The 21,364-nt window shown below is 28.4% G+C and carries 14 protein-coding genes and 2 pseudogenes; 10 read left to right on the top strand and 6 right to left on the bottom strand.

Features of this window, described 5'->3' with window-relative positions:
• Positions 1-6 precede the first annotated feature (6 nt).
• The 4 genes and pseudogenes from V3249_RS03725 to V3249_RS03710 form a co-directional block, all read left to right on the top strand.
• Positions 7-1,539 (top strand): phospholipase D-like domain-containing protein, encoded by a 1,533-nt coding sequence (locus V3249_RS03725; RefSeq protein WP_337896641.1) that lies wholly within the window; start codon positions 7-9, stop codon positions 1,537-1,539.
• A 48-nt stretch (positions 1,540-1,587) separates the two neighbouring features.
• On the top strand, positions 1,588-1,821 hold the full coding sequence (gene secG, locus V3249_RS03720; RefSeq protein ID WP_075949690.1) for a preprotein translocase subunit SecG: 234 nt from the start codon (positions 1,588-1,590) through the stop codon (positions 1,819-1,821).
• Positions 1,822-1,826: 5 nt separating this feature from the next.
• Positions 1,827-3,917, top strand: coding sequence for a ribonuclease R (gene rnr, locus V3249_RS03715; RefSeq protein WP_341517509.1), 2,091 nt, complete (start codon positions 1,827-1,829; stop codon positions 3,915-3,917).
• 657 nt (positions 3,918-4,574) lie between these two features.
• A pseudogene (locus V3249_RS03710) lies at positions 4,575-5,801 on the top strand (IS1634 family transposase); the annotation flags it as partial.
• Positions 5,802-5,894: 93 nt separating this feature from the next.
• Here the strand turns inward: V3249_RS03710 and V3249_RS03705 are convergent.
• Complete coding sequence (locus V3249_RS03705; RefSeq protein ID WP_252263094.1) at positions 5,895-6,035, bottom strand: hypothetical protein; 141 nt, start codon at positions 6,033-6,035, stop codon at positions 5,895-5,897.
• A 192-nt stretch (positions 6,036-6,227) separates the two neighbouring features.
• Between V3249_RS03705 and V3249_RS03700 the strand changes: the two are divergent.
• Positions 6,228-6,677 (top strand): annotated as a pseudogene (locus V3249_RS03700) (IS1634 family transposase); the annotation flags it as partial.
• Positions 6,678-6,975: 298 nt separating this feature from the next.
• Here V3249_RS03700 and V3249_RS03695 read toward each other — a convergent pair.
• From V3249_RS03695 to V3249_RS03680, 4 genes are read right to left on the bottom strand one after another with little or no spacing between them, the layout of a single operon-like run.
• The gene (locus V3249_RS03695; protein WP_337897029.1) at positions 6,976-7,578 is read right to left on the bottom strand and encodes a signal peptidase II; all 603 of its coding nucleotides are present in this window, start codon (positions 7,576-7,578) and stop codon (positions 6,976-6,978) included.
• The gene (ileS, locus tag V3249_RS03690; RefSeq protein ID WP_341517508.1) at positions 7,562-10,210 is read right to left on the bottom strand and encodes an isoleucine--tRNA ligase; all 2,649 of its coding nucleotides are present in this window, start codon (positions 10,208-10,210) and stop codon (positions 7,562-7,564) included. The genes V3249_RS03695 and ileS overlap by 17 nt, the downstream gene beginning before the upstream one ends.
• Before the next feature lie 3 nt (positions 10,211-10,213).
• Positions 10,214-12,718, bottom strand: a complete 2,505-nt coding sequence (locus V3249_RS03685; protein ID WP_337897027.1) for a DNA topoisomerase (ATP-hydrolyzing) — start codon at positions 12,716-12,718, stop codon at positions 10,214-10,216.
• Positions 12,711-14,639 (bottom strand): type IIA DNA topoisomerase subunit B, encoded by a 1,929-nt coding sequence (locus V3249_RS03680; RefSeq protein WP_337902607.1) that lies wholly within the window; start codon positions 14,637-14,639, stop codon positions 12,711-12,713. Before V3249_RS03680 ends, V3249_RS03685 begins: the two co-directional genes overlap by 8 nt.
• Before the next feature lie 156 nt (positions 14,640-14,795).
• Here V3249_RS03680 and gap point away from each other — a divergent pair, with 156 nt between their 5' ends.
• Positions 14,796-15,806 (top strand): type I glyceraldehyde-3-phosphate dehydrogenase, encoded by a 1,011-nt coding sequence (gene gap, locus V3249_RS03675; protein ID WP_333503717.1) that lies wholly within the window; start codon positions 14,796-14,798, stop codon positions 15,804-15,806.
• A 539-nt stretch (positions 15,807-16,345) separates the two neighbouring features.
• Here the strand turns inward: gap and V3249_RS03670 are convergent.
• Positions 16,346-17,593, bottom strand: coding sequence for a DDE-type integrase/transposase/recombinase (locus V3249_RS03670; protein ID WP_303437772.1), 1,248 nt, complete (start codon positions 17,591-17,593; stop codon positions 16,346-16,348).
• Positions 17,594-17,888: 295 nt separating this feature from the next.
• Between V3249_RS03670 and V3249_RS03665 the strand changes: the two genes are divergently transcribed.
• The 4 genes from V3249_RS03665 (at position 17,889) to rpsJ (ending at position 21,364) form a co-directional block, all read left to right on the top strand.
• Positions 17,889-18,155, top strand: a complete 267-nt coding sequence (locus V3249_RS03665; protein ID WP_303438504.1) for a hypothetical protein — start codon at positions 17,889-17,891, stop codon at positions 18,153-18,155.
• Positions 18,156-19,039: 884 nt separating this feature from the next.
• Entirely contained in the window at positions 19,040-20,293 is a 1,254-nt protein-coding gene (locus tag V3249_RS03660) for an IS256 family transposase (protein ID WP_341517461.1), read from the top strand.
• A gap of 47 nt (positions 20,294-20,340) precedes the next feature.
• On the top strand, positions 20,341-20,736 hold the full coding sequence (locus V3249_RS03655; protein ID WP_341517507.1) for a hypothetical protein: 396 nt from the start codon (positions 20,341-20,343) through the stop codon (positions 20,734-20,736).
• Positions 20,737-21,043: 307 nt separating this feature from the next.
• Entirely contained in the window at positions 21,044-21,364 is a 321-nt protein-coding gene (gene rpsJ, locus V3249_RS03650; RefSeq protein WP_029513109.1) for a 30S ribosomal protein S10, read from the top strand.

Here is a 21,364-nt window from a genome sequence, read left to right as displayed (position 1 = left end):
ACCATAATGTTCAAAAGAGCAAAATGGATTTTTTACTATTTTTTTTTATTAATTTTCCTTGCGGGTTTTAGCGGAACTATTTACATAATTTATGTTTTTCTGTCTAGAAATATTGATTGAATCGCGATTTTAACATTTGTTTCGGTTTATAGTTCTACCTCGGTTTTTAATTTATTTATTTTGCTGCAAAGAAGAAGACATGAAGCAAAAATTTCATGGCTGATTGCTTGTTCTATTTTGCCAATAATCGGGCCAATTGCTTATATTTTTTTAGGGCGAAAATACTCAAATCACCAAAATGTTAAGCATTATTTTTCACAATATCAGTATTTTATTGGCTCAAGTAAAACTGATGAAAAGTTGCTAGAAAAAATTCCTAAAACTGATCGAGATTTATTGGTTTATTCAAGCAAATATTTTTTATCACCTGTTCAAAAATTTACCGGCGAATTAATTGTTGATGGTCATAGTTTTTTTGAAAAACTTTTTAACGACATTCAAAAGGCGAAAAAATTCATTTTTATTGATATTTATATTGTAAAAAACGACTTTATTTGGAAAAAATTAAAAAGACTGTTAATTAATAAGCGCAAACAAGGCATAAAAGTTAAGATTATCGTCGATTCTTTTGGAACTTACTACATAAAAACACGGCAATGACTTGAATTAAGAAGTCAAAAAATTGAAGTTCTTTTGTTTAATGCCTTCAAAGTGCCTTTTATTTCAGGGCAAAGTTTTTATAGAAACCACCGAAAAGTTTTTCTAATTGATGGAAAAATTGTATATACTGGTGGAAATAATATTTCTGAAGAATACTCAGGTTTTGATAAAAATTATGGCTACTGAATGGATTTAAATCTTCGACTTGAAGGCGAAATTGTCGAAACTTATTGCCGAAATTTCCTATTTCACTGGTCAAAATGAGGTAAAAAAAATATTTCTAAATCTGAAATTAATAATTTTTGCAAACCTGAAGAAAACAGCACCCAATCTACTAAAATAAAAAATTTAGGCGTTGTTATTCAAAACGGGCCAAATTTACCTGACTCATTGATTGAGGGTTTTATTTTAAAAAGTATTTATTCGGCCAAAAAAAATATTAAGCTTTTTTCGCCATATTTTGTGCCAACACAAAAAATTATCGACGCATTAAAAGATGTTTTACTTGCAAAAATAGAGGTAGAAATTTTTATACCAGGCAGAAATGACATTTTATTGATCAAAACTTTTAATCACTATTTTGCATACAAACTGTTTAAAAAAGGTGCTAAAATTTACTTTTTTAAGGAAATCTTTTTTCACGGAAAAGCAATAATTATTGATGATAATATCGGAATGATTGGGACATCGAATTTAGATGCTAGATCTTTATTTTTTCAGTATGAAACCAATTTATTTTTTAAAGGTAAAATTTTAAACAAGCTTTTGAATCACATTGACTTACTTAAAAAACAAAATATTATTGTTGAAGTAAAAGAATTTAATAAAATTTCTAATTTTTTTAAGTTTTTAATTTTCTTTTTGAAAACTTTGGCTTAGAAATTAGCTTTTTTATAGTATAATTTAACTTATTTTTGGTTGTTAATCATGTTAAAAACAGTTTTAGTTATTTTTATTGCGATTTTTGGTTTCCTGATTGTTTTAGTTTCGCTAATTATGTCACCACATTCAAACTCATTCTCAGGAGCACTAATCGGATCGAGCGATTTGGATTTATTCCAAGTATCAAAAGAACGTGGTATCAAAAAGTTCACAAAATGAGCAATGTTTATATTGGGCTTTATTTTTTTAGCTCTATCGTTAGTAATTAGGTTGTTGTAAAATTCATGGAAATTATATCTCACGAAAAACTCAAAAATTTTCTTAAAGATGAAAAGACTTTTATTGAAATTGTTAGAAAATTTAACGTGCCTTTTGACTTAAACCAACATTTGACGCACCAAATAAGCACTTTAATTGAAAATTTCCAGGTTTTCAAAACTCTGGAAGGCAAATATTATTGACCTAAATTCATAGAAACTCGGGTTGGTATTTTCCGCGCTACCCAATCCTCGTTTGGTTTTGTTGAAGATAAACAAAATCCAGCCCAAAAAAATAATATTTTTATACCCGGAAGATTTACTGCAAATGCTCTTGAGGGGGATGAAGTCAAAATCAATATTTATATTGACAGATTCAAAAGTGATCAATTTTTCGGTGTTGTTACTAAAATTATTCAGCGAAACACTAAATTTTTAATCGGAAAAGTTGTTAAAAATGATAAATATTGAGATTTTGAACCTATTAATTTTAAGGGGAATTTTTTCTTTCGCTGAAATTCAACTCAAGATCTAGAAATCAATAATTTTTATAAAGTAAAAATTATTGATTATCAAAAAAATGTGCTAAAACTAGATGTTATTCAAAAAATTGGACACAAATCAGAGCCTTTTTTACATGTAAAAATTCCTATAATTGAGTCAGAAATTACTGACACATTTAGCCCAGAAGTTCTAGCTGAATCTTCAAAAATTGAACAAGAAATAAAAAATATCGACAAAAATAGAGTAGATTTGCGAAATGAACTCGTGGTAACAATTGATGGCGATGACACAAAAGATTTTGATGATGCCATTTCTATTGAACAAACAAAAGAGGGAAATTTTCTCTTAAAAGTTCATATTGCAGACGTCGCACATTATGTAAAACAGGATTCAGCAATCGATATTGAAGCCCAAAAAAGGGGAACTTCAATTTATTTGCCGCACATGGCAATTCCTATGCTACCTGAAGAATTATCAAACGGAATTTGCTCTTTGATGCCTAATGTCGATAGATTTACTATCACAATGGAATCTCTTATAAATAAAAAGGGTGAAAATTTATACATTAAAATTTACCCTTCTGTAATTAATTCAAAATGGCGTCTAACTTATGAAAAAGTAAATAATTTTTTTGCCGGTTCATTTTCATTTGGTGATACAGATTTAGAGAACATGTTAAAAAAGTGTCTAAATTTAAACACTATTTTGTCAAATTTCAAGAAAAAACAAGGCTATATTGACCTTGCGCTTGATGAAGTTAAAATTATTTTAGACCAAGAAGGATATACTCAATCCCTAAAACTAAAACGAAGAGGAATTTCTGAAGAATTAATTGAAAATTTTATGATTAGGGCAAATGAAAATGTTTCGGAATTTTTAACCAAGAAAAAAATTCCGATTTTATACCGAATTCATGCAACCCCTGATCCTGAAAAGATAACAATTTTTAATCAAGTCATTAAATCTTTAGGCATACAACATAGCTTAAAATTAAATCCTAGTTCTAAAGAGTTTGCACATAAAATTAATCAAATAAAACTAGAAAATAATGACAATTTTCTTAAATATTCAATTTTAAGAACGATGCAAAAAGCAATTTATAGCACTGAAAATGAAGGTCATTTTGGTCTTGCGGCTACTTTTTATAGTCATTTTACTAGCCCTATCCGTCGTTATCCTGATTTATTATTGCATAGAATTATCCATAACTTTTTGTTTAAAAAAAGCGATGACATTGAAACTTATAAGGAAATTTTGGAAAAAAATTCCTACTCCACAACTGAATTAGAGCAAAAAGCATTTAATTTAGAGAGAAAAATTATAAATATAAAAAAAGCTGAATATGTCCAAAATTTGATTGGAAAATCCTTTAGGGCACAGATAACTTCTATTATTAAATCCGGATTTTTTGTTGAAATTGACGGAATGTTTGATGCCTTAATAATTAATAAAAGTCTTCCTGATAGCGAAAATGATCCCTATGTGTTAGCGGAAGATAATTTTTGTTTATATAATAAAAAACATCGATTTAAATTAGGTGAATTTATTGATGTTAAAATTGAAAGCGCCAATATTTGAGACGGAAAAATTAGCGCTGTCTTAACAAATTATTAGTCTTATTTGTAAAAAATGCTGTAAATTACAGTGTTTTTTTAAATCTAACACTCACGAAAGAAAAATCTACTTATTAATCAAATAAAGCAAACTAAAAAAACTAAAATTTTTAACTTGAAAAGCAAAATATGAAATATTTAAACTACCTTTTTTAGTTAAAACGCTAACAAAAATCATAAAAAAATACAACTGCTATTTAAACTCAATACAAATAGAAAACTCATTTTTGTTTGCATTGAGCCTAAAAAAATATGTGAAGTTTTGAAAGAACAATAATTAAAAGCCCTAAATTTATATAGATTTCTAAACGGTTAAATTTAAGGCATACCATCATATTTGAAAATATAATGGATAATTCGCATTTTCTGATTTTTTTATGGCAAAAACATAATTAATTCCCCCTTAATTCAATATCCAAATTTATTAATTATTCTTAACTGATTGTAATTATACCTTAATTTTTTCTTAAACCAAGCATTTTTTTTTGCAAAAGGCTAATTTTCCCGAGTTTCCCAGTTTGAAGGCAAAAATTCACTTTTTAGTAAATATAAATATGAAAAAAGACCTGTAAATCGGTGTTTTTTGAATGTAAAACCTTAATTTTTATTGGTAGCATTTGGTAGCATTTTAAGTAATTTTATGGTATAATTATACATTATGAAAAAACAAAATTTGTTTTTATTTAGTGTTTGAGGATCTTCAAAAGATAAACCATATAAATATGTTGGCTGAACACAAGGTTATTCCAAAGGTCCAAAACGTTGATTTAGTTTAGGAAATGAGCGGAATTTGGAAAAAATTAATCCAAATGCTGTTCAAATTATCAAAGAAAAATTGAAATTGTTTTCAAATTTAGATGACAAAGATAAAGTCAAGGCTATTTTACTTGATTCTATTAAAAATTCCGCAATAATCGAAGGTTCGGTTTTTGTTGGCGGGGAATTAATTGAAAAACTTATTGAAAAGCACAATATTTTTGAATCACTTCCTAAAAGTAGACATAAAAATATGAAAGAAATTTTTAACTACTTAATTTCAAAACGGATCACTGATCCTGGCAGCATTATTAATGCTTTTGATAAAAAGGATGACTACTCAAATCAAATAAATGCTTCCAAAAATAGCTTTTATAGACTCCTAGATCTTGTCTTTGAGTCACAAAATCAACTTTTAAATAGTGTCAACAAAATGGTAACAAGCGAACTTGGAAAAAGGGACAGTGAATTTTATTTTGACTCATCAACAATCTATTTTGAGACATTTGAAAGAAATGGATTAAGAATTCCTGGCTATTCTAAAGATGCTAAATTCAAAGAAGACCAAATTGTCATTGGCTTAGCGTGTGATAAAAATGGTATTCCTTTTCATATTAAAGTTTTTAAAGGAAATACCGGCGATTCTAGTACATTAATCCCTTTTGTATTAGATGTTGAATCCAAATATAATATCAAAAATATGACAATAATCGCTGATCGCGGCATGTCAACTGCTGCAAATATTCGATTTCTTGAATCAAGAAACTATAATTTTATTATTTCATATCGTGCAAAGGTAGGGACTCAAAAATTCAAAAATTATTTACTAGATCCAAGGGATTATGTTGATGTAAATGCGGATTTTAAGTATAAAAAAGAAGAATTTTATTCATCTTATAAAAATAAAAGATACACTGAAAATATTAGAAGAAGAATTATTACTTACAGTACAAAAAGAGCGATAAAAGACAGAAAAGCTCGTGAAGAGCAAATCGAAAGTTTTATTAAAAAACAAAATAAAGACGGTTTTATTGAAGTAAACAAATTGTTTGGTAAAAAACCTAAATATTTTAAGGAAATTTCAAACATGAAATTTGAATTAGATCAAAGTAAAATTGACAAAGACAAACCCGAGTTTCCCAGTTTCATAAGGTAATTTTAAAAAAGTATCCGGTTTTAGGGACTTTTTTAAGTTTTTTGGTAAAAGTTGGTTACAATTTTATTAGTGATTTATTAAGATATCAAAGTAAAAATCATATCTATTTCAAATGTTTGGATCGCTAGGGACACCATCGTGTTTTTTAAATATAATTTGCTGATCTAAAGTGTTAAATTCAACCCTTTGTCTTAATTTTTGCAACATCGATACTAAACCAACTTAGTTAATTTTTGTTTTTTCATAATTTATAATTATACCATAAAATTACTTAAAATGCTACCAAATGCTACTTATAAAATTAAGGTTTTACATTAAAAAAACACCGATTTACGGGTGTTTCTTCATATTTATATTCACTAAAAAGTGAATTTTTGTCTTAAAACTGGGAAACTCGGGAAAATTGACAAAGACAAACAATTTGATGGCTACTATGTTTATGAAACAAATATACTGAATTTAAATGTCTTAGATATAGTTGAAAAATACCAAAAACAGTGGAATATTGAAGCTAATTTTAGAAGTCTAAAAGGTTTGTTGAATATTCGGCCCGTATTTTTAAGAATTGACGAGCACATTCTAGCTCATACACTTTTGTGTTTTATCTCACTAGTTATTTTAAAAACTATAATATTTAAAATCAACAAACATATTAGTGATAACAAGTTATTTGAAAACAATCAATTAACTGAGGTTGGTTTAGTAACGATGTTGCAAAAATTAAGGCAAAGGGTTGAATTTAACACTTTAGATCAGCAAATAACATTTAAAAATCGAGATGGTGTTCCTAGTGATCCGAATATTTGAAATAGGTATGATTTTTACTTTGATATCTTAATAAATCACTAATAAAATTGTTATTAACTTTTACCGAAAAACTTAAAAAAGTGCCTAAAACCAGATGCTTTTTTAAAATTACCTTATCAAACTGGGAAACTCGGGAGCATTTTTTTTTTTTTTTTTGCAAAAGGCTAATTTTAAAGTAATAAAAATTAAGATTTTAGCGTTAAAAAACCCGTATTTACGGGTATTTTTCATATTTATATTCACTAAACAGTAAATTCTTACCATCAAACTGGGCAACTCAACTGTTTTGACAAATTATTAGTCTTATTTGTAAAAAATACTGTAAATTACAGCGTTTTTTTTAATTTTTACTTTTTTTCCTAAAGATTTTATTTTTGAGTTTTTTTGAAATTCAAGGCTGAGCATGATCATAAAGAGAGACAATAAAAATTCCAATGGGGCCGACAAAAATAAAAATATCTGCAAAATTAAATGTCCCACTTGACCTTACAAATGGCAGAAAAAGCAAGTCTTTTACATGATTATCATCCAAAATTCGGTCAATTTCATTGCCTCAATTCCCACCTAATAATATGGCCATAAAAATTGTTAGGGAATATTTTTTTGAAAAGGGAATCAAAATCAAAAGTAACAAACTTAATAAAAAGGCAAAAATATGAATACCTGTAAAACCAATAATATTATTAATTCCCGAAGTTACACCTTGATGCAAAAGCGGACGAAAACCAATAAAACCTCATGAAATAATTTTGACAAACCCTTTATCGGTTGATTCTCTATACTCATCATAGGTAAAAATTAAATTTTTTGTTAGTTGATCAATTAATAGAGTAACCAGAATAACCAAAAAAGCAATCAAAATGTTAATTAATAAGCGTTTTTTGCCGATTTTAATATATTTTGAATTAATATATCTGATAACGAGGTTAATTTTTGTTTTCATTCAAAACCTCAAAACAACGGTCACAAACATCCTGGATTGTTTCAAAATGGTTTCAACATCTTAGACATTTAGGTCAATTAAGATTATAAATGCTTATTTTGTCCTTAAATTCGACTTTTGCAACCATTAATAATTTCACAAGATCAAGTGATTTTAGAAAATTTGAGGCATTAGAGTCTAAAACAACCGCAATTTCATTTGAACGATTTATTTCTTTTGATTGAATTTTTTGCTCAATTAGTTGATAAACTGAATTTTTGACATCAAAAAATTCAACTCATTTTTCATCTAATTTTGGATCAAAATTAGACTTTTTAAAGAAATTTTCCAGGTGGATTGATGTTTGCTTTTCACTTTTTTGAACAAATTGATAAATTTCTTCAGCTGTTGTTGGCATAATTGGAGCAATTGCGATATTTAAAACTAATAAAAGTTCATAAAAAACGTATTGAATTGAGCGTCTTTTTGCTGAATTTTTTGAATCAGCATACAAAATATCTTTGACAATAGACAGATAAAAATTAGAAAATTCAATTATAAAATTATTAATTATTTTTACAACACGGACAAAACGATATTCATCATAATACTGAATTATTTCGTTTTTTAGCTTTTGAATTTTATTATATATAAACAGGTCAACTTCTTGTAATTCATATTGTTTTGGTTCAAAATCTGCTAAATTTGTGATTAAAAATCGAACTGTGTTGCGAATTTTACGGTAAATTTCAACATTTTGCTCAAAAATTGACTCTGAATAAACAATGTCATTATAATATTCACTATTTGCAACCCAAAGTCGAAAAATATCACAGCCGTACTTATTCAAAATTACAAGCGGATCAACTCCATTTCCTCTTGATTTTGACATTTTGTTCCCTTTTGAATCAACAACAAAACCGTGAGACAATAATTTTTTATAAGGTGAAAAGCCAAAATATATCACCGAATTTATTAAAGATGAATTAAATCAGCCGCGATATTGGTCAGATCCTTCTAAATAAATATCAAAAGGAGGTTTTTCATTGTTAATATTTGCGGCCAGAAAACTAACACCTGAATCAAATCAGACATCCAAAATATCGTTTTCTTTTGTTCAGCCTAAATTTTGATATTTAGGAGGCAAAAGTTCGTCAGCTGTTTTTTGGTATCATATTGAAGAACCAAATTCTTGAACTTGTGAAATTATATGGTCAAAAATTTCTGGCTTATCTAAAACAGGATTTTTATTTTTGTCATAAAAAATAATCAGCGGGATTCCTCAACTTCTCTGGCGTGAAATTAGTCAGTCTTTTCTGTCAATTATCATTTTTGTTAAGCGGTTTTTGAGTCATTTTTCAGGAAATTCAATTTCATTTATCGCTGTTTCAAGCTCTTTTTTAATTTTTTCAACAGAAACAAATCACTGAGGTGTACCACGATAAATTACGGGTTTTAATGTTCGCCAATCATGAGGAAATGAGTGGGTGATAAAACTTAATTTTAAAAGTGACTGTTTTTCTTTGAGATATTCGGTTATTGATTTATTTGCTGAATCATAAAATTGACTAGAAAATTGTCCTGCTTTTTCATTAAATTTTCCATCATCTTCAACGTGCATAACCATTTCAAGGCTATTTTCTCGACCAATCCAGTAGTCATCTTCACCAAAAAGCGGTGCAAGATGAACAAGACCCGAACCAGCATCCAAAGTAACATGGTGACCTGAAACTATAGGACAAACTTTGTCAAAAATAGGATGAAAATACTCGATATTTACAAGGTTTTTCCCTAAAAATGTGTCAATAATTTCATAAGAATTTCACTCAAAACTTGAGGCTAATATTTGTAATAATTTTTCTGCTAAAATGTAAAAATTTGATCCAACTTTTACTCTAACATAGTCAAAATTTAGACCAACAGCAACCCCTGCATTTGCAATTAGTGTTCAAGGAGTTGTTGTTCAAATGATGATTTTATCGCTACTTTTTACAAAATTGTTGCCATTTTTAACTTCAAAAGCAACAAAAATCGAAGGAGAACGGTGATTTAGATACTCAATTTCGGCTTCAGCTAGGGCACTTTGACTTGAAGGAGATCAATAAATTGGCTTTAAAGCACGATAAATTAGACCTTTTTCGGCGATTTTTTTAAATAATTTTAGTTGCTTTGCTTCATAAGATGGGTCATTTGTTTGATAAATTTGGCTAAAATCTGTTAATAAATTCAATTTTTCAAACTGTTTTTTTTGAACTAAAATTTGTGAATTAGCAAAATCATTGGCTTTTTGGCGAATTTCTAATGTCGATTTTGTCTCAATTTGGTTAATAATTTTATTTTCAATTGGAAGACCGTGAGTATCTCAACCTGGGACAAAAGGTGAATAAAAACCAGACATTGATTTATATCGAACTATTATATCTTTTAAAACTTTATTAAGAGCATGGCCAATATGAATGTCACCGTTTGCATAAGGAGGCCCGTCATGAAGAATAAATCTTGGATTATTAATATTTTTTTTTAAAAGTTTTTGATAAATGTCTTCATTTTTTCAAAATTCAGTAAAAAATTTGTCCTTTTGAGGCAAATTAGCTTTCATTGAGAAATCTGTGGAAAATATATTGAGCGAATTTTTATAGAAATTTTTATCCATTGTTTATTCCTTTTCAATCTTTTCAAGAATTAAATTTATGTCAATTTCACTTATTTCTTGAAGTTTAGTCTTTAAAATCTTACTAGAATTTGCTTGATTTTGTTCAATAAAATTTGGTAAATTTTCGTTATTTTTATCAGTTGTTAAAAATAATTTATAATTTTTTTTAGGATTAGGGTCAAAATTGATAAATTTTTGGACTGGAACAATTTTTAAAGTGGTGTCAAAATCGAAAATTTGCAAATTTTCACTATAAATTTCGACACTTTTTGGAATTATAGAAAAATCAAGTTTTGAATCAAAGCTTTTGGGAGCAATTGTTCTGTTACCAAAATGAAGTTTTTCTGATGCAATTTTTTCAAAACGCGAATAATTATCAATAACCGCGATTTTCTCAGAGGAATTAATTAAAACAGATGCAACAATTTTTTCATTTTTTTGAAGTTTTAAAATTTTTACACCTGAAGAAATACGCCCATAAATTGGAACATCTGAAACACTTATTTTTAGTGCGCGATTTTGCGATGTGATTAAGACGATGTTTTTTAATTTATTTTCTAAAAAAATGCTAATTAATTCATCACCTTCTTTTGGTTTAAAGCAATTTATCATATTATTTGGTCTAATTTTTGCTATTTCTTTTAGTTGCATTCTTTTTGCATAACCAAATTTAGTTATAAAAAGTAAAAAATGATTAGAATCTAGGTCATCGAGAAAAAAAGAATTAATTAATTCGTGGTCATTTTTAAGACCAAGAGAAATTTTTAAGTTATTTGGATTATTTTTTAGCGTTAATTCTTCGAGTTGATGAGCTAATAACATACCAACATCACCTTTATTTGTTAAAAAAAGCCCTTTTTGACGTTGATTTATTTTACCTTGAAAAACAAAAAAATCCTCTGAAGGTAACTGAATTTTTTCAATTTCATCGACTGCATGATTTTTTATGTTCATTTTTTTAAAAAGACCACTCTTAGAAACTCAAAAATAAAACTGTTCATCCTTAATTAGATCTTGATGGTTAATTTTTACTTGCAATTCTTTGTCAACTATTTTAGTTTTTCGCGGAGAACCATAAATCTTAGCAAAATTTTCTAGCATAGAAATTAAATGAAGGTCAAATTCTTCTTTATTTTCAATAAGTTTTTGAAATTCTTCAATGTTTTGGGCTAAAATTTTAGATTCATTTAAAAATGATTGTTGTTCAATTTTAGACAATCTATACAAACGCATCGAAGCAATTGCTTCAGCTTGAACTTCGGTAAAATTTAAATATTTAACTAAATCAGCAATTACACCCGCTTTTGAATTATCAGATTTACGGATAATTTCAATTACTTCATTAGTTATATCGGCAACTTTTAAAAATCCTTCTATAATTTCAAGCCTTTTTTTGCTTTTAAAAAGTTCATAATTAAATTCGCCAAGTTTAACTTTTCTTAAATGCTCGAGAAAATAAGCAATCATTTCTTTAATTGACAGTAATTTTGGCGAATTATTACAAATTGCTACCGAATTATAGGAATAATAAATTTGCATATCTGTTTTTTGCAGCAAATAATTAAGAATTAATTCGGCGTTTGCGTCTTTTTCAAGTTCGACAAAAATAAGCACACCATTTTGATCAGATTGGTCAATAACCTCTTTAATTCCGCTAATTTTTTCTTCAAATCGAATTGTGTCGATTTGCTGAATCAAGTTAGCCTTTGAAATTCCAAAAGGAATAGAGGAAATTTCGATCACTTTTTGCTTGTTTTTTTCAGAAATTTTGTATGATGATGAAATTTGAATTTTTCCTTTTCCGGTTTCAAAAGCATCTAGAATTCCGGCTTTTCCATAAACTATTCCGCCTGTGGGAAAATCAGGGCCTAAAATAACTTTAGAAATCTGGGCGTTTGTAATTAAAGGATTTTTGATCATTAAAATTACAGCTTGGATTACTTCAACTAAATTATGAGGAGGTATTTCGGTAGCAAAACCACTTGCAATTCCAATTGCCCCGTTAATTAACAAGTTAGGAAAAATTGCTGGTAAAACTGTGGGTTCTTTTTCACTATCATCAAAATTAGGATAGAAATTTACGACATTTTTTGACAATAATTCAAGTAAATGTTCACTAATTTGGGCTAGTCTAACTTCGGTATACCTCATTGCAGCAGGGGGGTCATCGTCAATTGAGCCTTTATTTCCGTGCATTTCTACAAGTGGGATGTTGATTTTTCACTCTTGAGACAGCCGAACTAGCGCATCATAAATCGATGAATCTCCGTGAGGGTGAAATTTACCAATTACATCTCCGACAACTCTGGCTGATTTTTTGTAATTTTTAGTATTTTTTAGACCAAGCTGTCACATTGAATAAAGAATTCGTCTCTGAACAGGTTTTAGTCCGTCACGAACATCTGGAATTGCTCTGTTTTGAATTATATATTTTGAGTAGCGCGTAAATTTTTCAGCCAAAATTTGATCTAACTTGGAGTTAATGATTATATCGAAATTTTTACTCATAGACTGGCTCCTTTAAATTGTCAATAAAACTATCTTCAAGTGAAAAGTCAACATTTTCTTGAATTCAATTTTTACGCAAATCAGCTCTTTCTCCCATTAAAATGCGGAAATTTTCCTCAACTTTTTCAAGGTCTTCGATTAAAACCTTTTCTAAAATTCGTTTTTCAGGATCCATTGTTGTCTGTCAAAGTTGGGATGCATTCATTTCACCAAGACCTTTATAACGCTGAATTTGAGCATTTGGATGTTTTTTTACATATTCATGGAATTCTTTTTCTTCTCAAATATAAATGTCTTTCTTATTTTTTTCACTAATTCGGTACAAAGGCGGTTGGGCAATATAAACAAAACCATTTTCAATCAAAGGACGCATATGATAAAACAAGAAGGTCAAAATTAAAATTTGAATGTGAGCACCGTCATTGTCAGCATCGGTCATAATAATGATTTTGCCATAATTTAAGTTTTTAAGGTTAAAATTCTGACCAATTCCAGTTCCTAAAGCGCTAATAATGGCAATAATTTCTTCATTTTTTAAAACTTCAATTAGTCGAGTTTTTTGTGAATTTACAATTTTACCTTTGAGCGGTAAAATTGCTTGAAATTCACGATTTCGGGCAAGTTTTGCTGAACCACCAGCTGATTCACCTTCAACTAAAAAAAGCTCGCGATTCATAGCTTTTTTTGAATTTGCAGGGGTTAATTTTCCTGATAATATTCGTTTTTCTTTTGCAACTGACTTAGAAATTTTTGTTTCTGTTAGACTTAATTTTAACTTTTCTTTTTGCTGATAAACATTTAGTAAAAAAGTAATAATTTTTTGAGCGGTTTCTTTATTTTGAATAAAGAAGGACATTAAATTTCTAAAAACGACCTCTTCAGTGACTGTTTTTGCCAAGACTGTTGCTAATTTATTTTTAGTTTGGCCGACAAATTCCAAAATTGGCTCAGGAATTCGCAGCGATAGAATTAAGGAAAGCCCAACTTTTACATCATTAAAGTCAAAAATTTGTTTATTTTTCAGTAAATTATTTTGTTGACCATAAGTATTAATTGCCTTTACAATTCCGGCTTTTAGGCCATTTTCGTGACTTCCACCTAAATTTGTTTTTACATTATTAACAAATGAGATTATATTTTCCTGTTGAGAATCAACATACTGAAATGCAAATTCTACTATGATTTCTTGACTTTTTTCTTTAAAAGCGATAATTTTGTCATGAATTTTTTGGCTATCTTTGTTTAAAAATTCAACAAAATTTTCAATTCCTTTACTAAATTGAAAAGTTTTTTCAATACCGTTTTTTAGATCAACAAACTCGATTTTTAAATTTTTAACTAAAAAGCAAGTTTCTTGTAACCTTGAAATTATCATGTCAGGATCATATTCTTTGTGAGAAAAAAATGAAAAATCGGGCAAAAATACTATTTTTGTGCCACTAATTTTGCTAGGACCTAATTCTTGGGTTCTATTTTCAATTTTTCCACCGTTAATAAAAGATGTATAAAACAATTTTTGGTTACGAGAAACAAAAACTTCCATTTTTTTCGATAATGCATTCACAACTGATGAGCCAACTCCGTGAAGTCCGCCGGCGGTTTTATAAATTTCATCAGAAAATTTAGCTCCTGAATGAAGTTCTGTAAAAACTAATTCAACACCAGTTTTACCGGTCTTTTTGTGAATTTCAGTCGGAATTCCGCGACCATTGTCGCTAATTTCAACTGAATTATCAAGATTTATTACCACTTTAATTTCATTTGCAAAACCAGCAATTACTTCATCAACTGCATTGTCAAAAATTTCTCAGATTAATTGATGAAGTCCGTTAATGTCTGTTGAACCTATGTACATTCCAGGTCGTTTTTTTACAGCTTCAAGCCCTTTTAAAAGTTTAAGTTTCTCAACTGAATAAGTCATATAAGCCTTTCTGGGTTTTATACTAAGAATTTTATACAAAAATAAAATAATAATTGAAATTTTAAAGTAAACTAGTAAGAAAGTGGTAAAATTTACTATAAAAAAAATTTTAGTCAATTTTTTTAAAAAAATTAGACTAATGAAATGAGGAATAAAATGAAAAAAATTGCAATTAACGGCTTTGGAAGAATCGGTAGATTAGCACTTCGCCAACTTCTAGATCTTAAAGATGAAAATTTAGAGGTTGTTGCAATTAATGATCTGACTGATGCATCTGTTTTAGCTCACCTTTTAAAATACGACTCTGCCCAAGGAAGATTTTCTGGAACTGTTAGCGTTTTAAAAGAAGAAGACAAGAATTATCTTGTAATTAATGACAAAAAAATTCACGTTTTTTCAGAAAAAGACCCTGAAATGTTACCTTGAGGACAACTAGAAATTGATTTAGTTCTTGAATGTACAGGGCGTTATGCATCAAAAGCTGGGGCTACTTTACACCTTAATGCTGGTGCAAAAAAAGTTCTAGTTTCTGCTCCTGCTGGAAATGATGTAAAAACTATAGTTCACAATGTAAACTGCCACACTGTTGATGAAAATGATAAAATTTTATCTTCTGCATCATGTACAACAAATGCGCTTGCTCCACTTGTAAATGCGCTTGAAAAAGAATTTGGAATAAGCCATGGATTTATGACAACAGTTCATGCTTATACTGCCGACCAAAGAATTCAAGATGCTCCACATAAAGATCTAAGAAGAGCGCGTGCTGCCGCTGTTAACTTAGTACCTTCTTCAACTGGTGCTGCAAAAGCAATTGGTCTTGTTGTGCCATCCTTAACTGGGAAATTAGACGGAATTGCAATAAGAGTGCCGGTAATTACGGGTTCTTTTGTTGACTTAAGTGTTGAATTAAAATCATCACCTTCTATTGAAGAACTTAATAAAGCAATTAAAAAATATGAAAGCGAATCCTTTTATTATTGCGACGAACCTATTGTTTCTAGCGACATTATCGGGGACACACATGGTTCAATTTTTGATGCAACCTTAACAAAATTTGTTGAAGTTGATGGTAAAAGATTATACAAACTATACACTTGATACGACAATGAATCTTCATTTGTTGCACAATTCGTTAGAGTTATCAGATACTTTATTCAAAAATAGATAATTATTTTACTTTAATCAATTCAAAAAGTGTCCGGTTTTTGGGCACTTTTTTAACTTTTTGGCAAAAGTTAATTACCTATTTTAAAACACTGGCAAAAGTCAATTTATCATAAAACAGCAAAAATCACAAAAAAATACAACTATTATTTAAACTCAATGTAAATAGAAAGCTCATTTTTACTTACATTGAGCCTAAAAAAACATATGAAGTTTTGAAAGAACAATAACTAAAAGCCCTAAATTTGTAGATTTCTAAACGGTCAAATTTAAGGCATTCCATCATATTTAAAAATATAGTGGATAATTCGCATTTTCTGATTTTTTTATGACAAAAACATAATTAATTCCCCCTTAATTCAATATTAAAATTTATTAATTCATTCTTAAGTGATGTTTATTATAACACAATTTTATTTTAAACCAAACATAAATTGGTAGAAAAATCTCAGACAATTAGTTTTTTTTCTATGATTTTGATTGCTCCACTTTTGTTAATTTTTTCTAGCATGTTCATTTTAAAAATTTGGACAAATAATTTACCTCATATAATAACTTGGAGTTTTATATGATAAGCAACTTTGAGGCCTTTCATAGTTATACCAATCAATAAATGAACTTATTTTTTGATAAGCGGTAGGCACATTTTCAAAATTTTCGCCCTCAATATTAAGCAATTCTCGCTGAAAAACTGCATAAAAATATTCAATAGGCCGGTTTGCAAGGGCATAACCTTTTGGGGACATTGATTGTTGGATATTGTTTTGTTTTAAAAAATTAGCAAATTTGTAGTTTGCATATTCCACACCATGATCTGAATGGAAAAATTTTGGTTTAATATTATACTTTTTAATTGTTTCTTTTACTAAGTTTATAGTTTCTTCTGAAAATCTTGTTTTAGAAACTGAAAAATTTAGCAGGTAATTGGATTTTGTTTCAATAATTGAGTGTAGGTAAAATCATTCGTTGTTAATTTTGATAAATTTAATATCAGCAAACCATTTTTCGCCAAAATTTTCTGAGGAAAAGTCACCTTTTATATGATCTTCAGTCCAAATTCGCGTAAACTTTTTCTCTTTTGGTGCTGGTTTTCCTTGCTTTTTATAAGCTAGAGATTTTAATCCTAAAAATTCGTAATGTTTTTGAAACACGTACGTGCTTACATAATTTCCCTGATTTATGTAAATATTATATAGAACGTCGCGCCCTTTAACTTTTCGATTTAAATTGAAATTTTCACGAATTCACTCAAGTAACTTTTCATCATAAATCATTTTCTTTGGTGGTTTTTTCACCCTTATCTTTTCATAAATCGAAGTGCGATTAATGTTAAAAACACTACAAATTCTAGTGCAATTTTCGATTTTACCTTTATCTTTTTCTTGTTCTTGTTTTCGCTTTTTAAGCTCCTCAAGAACAATTGCGGGGTCAATCCCGTATCTTCTAAGAACATTCTCCATTATTTCTTGATAAACTTCACGATCATTTTCAGAAAGATCGTTAATTGTATATTTCTTCTTTGGTTTGCGCGGTGATTTGATTTTCCCGCGAACACTTATCAAACTTTTCATATCATTATTATAAAACTTTTTTTGCCAATTTCTTATCAAATTATTAGCATATATATGCAGCATTCATTCTTTATCCGCTTTTTTGCTTTTCGATTTGCTTTTGTAAATTTCTCTAAATTCTTCAGCAAAATGCAAAATTGCGTTTTTTAACCCTTTAGATTCGGCAATTTTTATGTATCTAAATTTGTCTTCAATTGTGAATTTGTATTGTTTCATTTTGACACACCTTTTTTCGAATGGTCTGAAACTAGTATACTAATTTACATCCATTTTTAGGATGTTTTTTTCTTTAAACTCCTGAGTTTGAGAGTTTGGAGGATAAAATTCACTTTTTGCGAGTATAAATACGCAAAAATGCCGTAAATCCGTCTTTTTTACCTAAAATCTTAATTTTTATTATTTTAAATTTAGCCTCTTACAAAAAGTAGAAAACCTAAATTATAAATTAGTATAAAAACTAGTTGTTTGATTTCTTTTCTACTAATTTTAAAAAAAGTATTATAATAATGGTATGAAAAGTCCAATAAGTACTCGTGGGAAAAACAAATCTCCACGCAAACCAAAAAGAAAATATACAATTAACGATCTTTCTGAAAATGATCGTGGAGTTTATCAAGACATAATGGAGACTGTTCTTAGAAGATCCGGAATTGACCCAGCAATTATTTTTGAGGAGCTTAAAAAGCGAAAACAAGAAATAGAACAAGAACAAAAACGAAAGCAAGAACTAGAACAACAACAAGAAAAAGAACCAGATAAAGATAAAAACGAAAATTAAGCTAGTATAAAAACTAGTTGTCTAGATTTTTCTACTAATTTAAAGTTAAAATTAAAAGATTCTTAAAACCTTACTAAAATTAAATTTTAAATACAAGAAATTTAATTACCCCATCTAGAATAAACGGCACTACAAAAATAGCAACCAAAACTAGACCAATATGCTTGATGATTAAGCTAGAATCATCAAATGCTGAAATCGTAACACTAAAAGAATAAGTTAATACTCAAAACAAGTATCAAAATGTAATAAAATTTATAAAAACTGAAAATAGATAAATAATTAAGAAACGAACTTGCCGTTTTTTAATAATAGGATTTAAATCAGGACTTTTTGTATTAAATGAGAAGACGTGTAAAAATATATCTCAATAATAGGAAGGCAAAAATACTCTAGTAGTTAATCACAAACCGTCAATCATAACAAAAATATTTTCAATGATTTTATCAGGGTTATATCTATCTTTTTTTCTTACGTTGATTCAAATATAAGGGCTTTTTCTCTTTATAAGATTATAATTTTTTTTAAAATCAAAATTAGCTAAGAAATCAAATTGTTTATTTGTATCTAATTTACCTAAATTTTTTTTACATTTCTTCGCTAGGTAAAAATTAAAAATTTTTTGGAAAAAACTACACAAATATGAATAAGGCAACAACAGGGGCAAGTAAAAAATTGCTTCGATAAAATGTCGAAAAAAGTAATTATCAAAAACTTTTGTATTAAAATGAATTAAAAAATCAAATTTAAGCGTAAAAATTAGTACTAAAATAACTAAAAAAAGTGGTACTGGATAACTTATTAAAAACAGTGTGGTAATGTTAAATATTTTGTGTTTTTAAAGTAAATTTATTTTGATAAAATTTATTATGAAGGACCAAAATATGAAAAAACAGCAAAAAACATTATCCCCATTTGAGTTAGAAGCTAAAAAACTTGTTGACAAATACGCTGATTATAAAAAAATAAAAAAAGAAGATTTTCACAACGAAATTTCGCATATGTTTAAAACTTTTACTGAGGCGCTCTTAAGGGCGGAATTAAGCCAACATTTAGGCTATGAAAAAAGTAACCGAAGCAAAAAAGGCGTGCATAGGCCAAATAAGCGAAACGGATTTTCGGACAAAACTGTGAATTATAATCATAATAGTTTTCGTCTAAAAATACCAAGAGATCGAAATGGCACTTTTGAGAACAAATTACTCGGTAAATACGAAACAAATTTAGGCGATATCGAAGAGCAAGTGTTTTCACTTTTTGCATCAGGAATGTCATATGAAAATATTGTTAACACAATAAAAAGTATCTATAAAAAAGAAATAAGTAATGCCTGAATTTCTTCAGTTACTGACAAATTATTGCCTGAAATTGAAAAGTGAAAATCGCGAAAAATTGAGAATTCCTATCCAATTTTGTACATTGATGGGATGTTTTTTAATGTTAAAGAAAACGGTGTTTTTGTCAAAAAATCACTTTATCTTATTCTTGCAATTGATTGGGACGGAAATAAAAAAGCACTGGGATTTTGGATTAAAAATACCGAATCAGCAAGTAATTGACTTGATGTTTTTAACGAACTAAAAACTCGCGGGCTGGAAGATGTTCTAATAATTTCTTGCGATAATCTAAGCGGAATTAGTCAAGCAATTGAAGCGGTTTTCCCGCAAACAGATGTTCAAAAATGTGTTGTTCACCAAATTAGAAACTCGCTTTTAAAAGTTTCTAACAAAGACAAAAAAGAGTTTGTCCTTGATATGAAAAAGATTTATCAAGCGGCTAATCAAGAATTTGCAATGCAAAATCTTGATAAATTTGCGGAAAAATGAGGCCAAAAATATCCTTCAATTATCAAGTCTTGGTATACAAATTTCGTTGAACTAACGACATTTTTTAAATATCCATATGAATTGAGGCAAGCAATTTATACGACAAATTTAATTGAGTCAATGAATAGAATAATTAGGAAAAATACAAAAACAAAAGGCGGAATTCAAAGTGTAAATTACCTTTCAAAAATAACTTATTTAACTCTCCAAAACGCATCTACAAAATGACAAAAGGTAAGAAATTGATTCATGATTAAAAAACAATTAGAAATTATTTTCCCTAATCGGTTAAATAATGTAAAATTAAATTAGATTACATTTCTATTTGAAAAATCCATAAAAATTTAAAACACAAGATTATGAACACACCCGGCCTGCTAATATTAGGTTGAATTTGGCCTTTTGTTGCTTTTATCAAAAATCTAAATGTTCAATTTTATTCATATATGATAATTACTAGTTTTAATCAGTTTATATTTTCGTTGTTTTTCCCAACTTTTTCCAGTTTGTCATATTTATTTTTTAGTAAAGAAAAATTCCATGTCCAAAACGGAATTTCACTAGTAACTAGAGCGATTTTTTACACTTTAGTTACAATTGCTACGACCGCAACTTTTATTTATCTTTCATTTTACTTTTCATTTTTAATATTTATGCTTCTGGTTTCAATTTTGGGCTTGATAGTCATTTTTAGCTACTGAAAAATTAAAAAATTAACTATTAAAAAAGCTAAAATCAAGACTACAAAAAGCTAGTCATCCTATAAATTAATATATATAATTTAGAAAAAATCATTTTTTACTTTTGTTTTAGCGGATTTACATGTATAATAAATAAGCATTTATTCGAAGAAAAGTTTTCTTATTTTTTGCTTTGGTAAAATTTCTCTAAAAAATATTTACAAAGATAAGAAAATTTTTCCTTTTTTTGTTATAATTAATCTTTACATTGTAAGGACTATGAAACATAAGGTTGCAATACACGAGAAGGAGTTGTTTTTGTGTATTGGTTTTTATGTAGAGTCCGTTCAAAAATATGAACAGGAGCAACTCACTTATTTTTATGAGCACAACATCAATAAAAATTAAGTTCAAATCGTTTGACCACCGTCAAATTGATGCTGCTGCTAAAAAGGTTATTCTTTTAGCGCGTGAACTTAATGTCGAGACATGTGGTCCGGTACCGCTGCCAACTTCAAGAGCGATTTATACAATTTTGAGATCTGTCCACGTTAATAAAAAATCTCGTGAACAATTTGAAAGTCGCACTCACAAACGGCTAGTAATTTTAAAAGTTTCGCCAAACAATCAAAAAGCAGTTACAGAAAAAATTTCACGAACACAATTGCCAGCAGGCGTTTGATTAGAAATCGAGGTAAATTAA

This window comes from Mesomycoplasma ovipneumoniae, assembly GCF_038095995.1.
Lineage (GTDB): Bacteria > Bacillota_I > Bacilli_A > Mycoplasmatales > Metamycoplasmataceae > Mesomycoplasma > Mesomycoplasma ovipneumoniae_F.
This window is presented reverse-complemented; position numbering and strand designations above follow the sequence as displayed.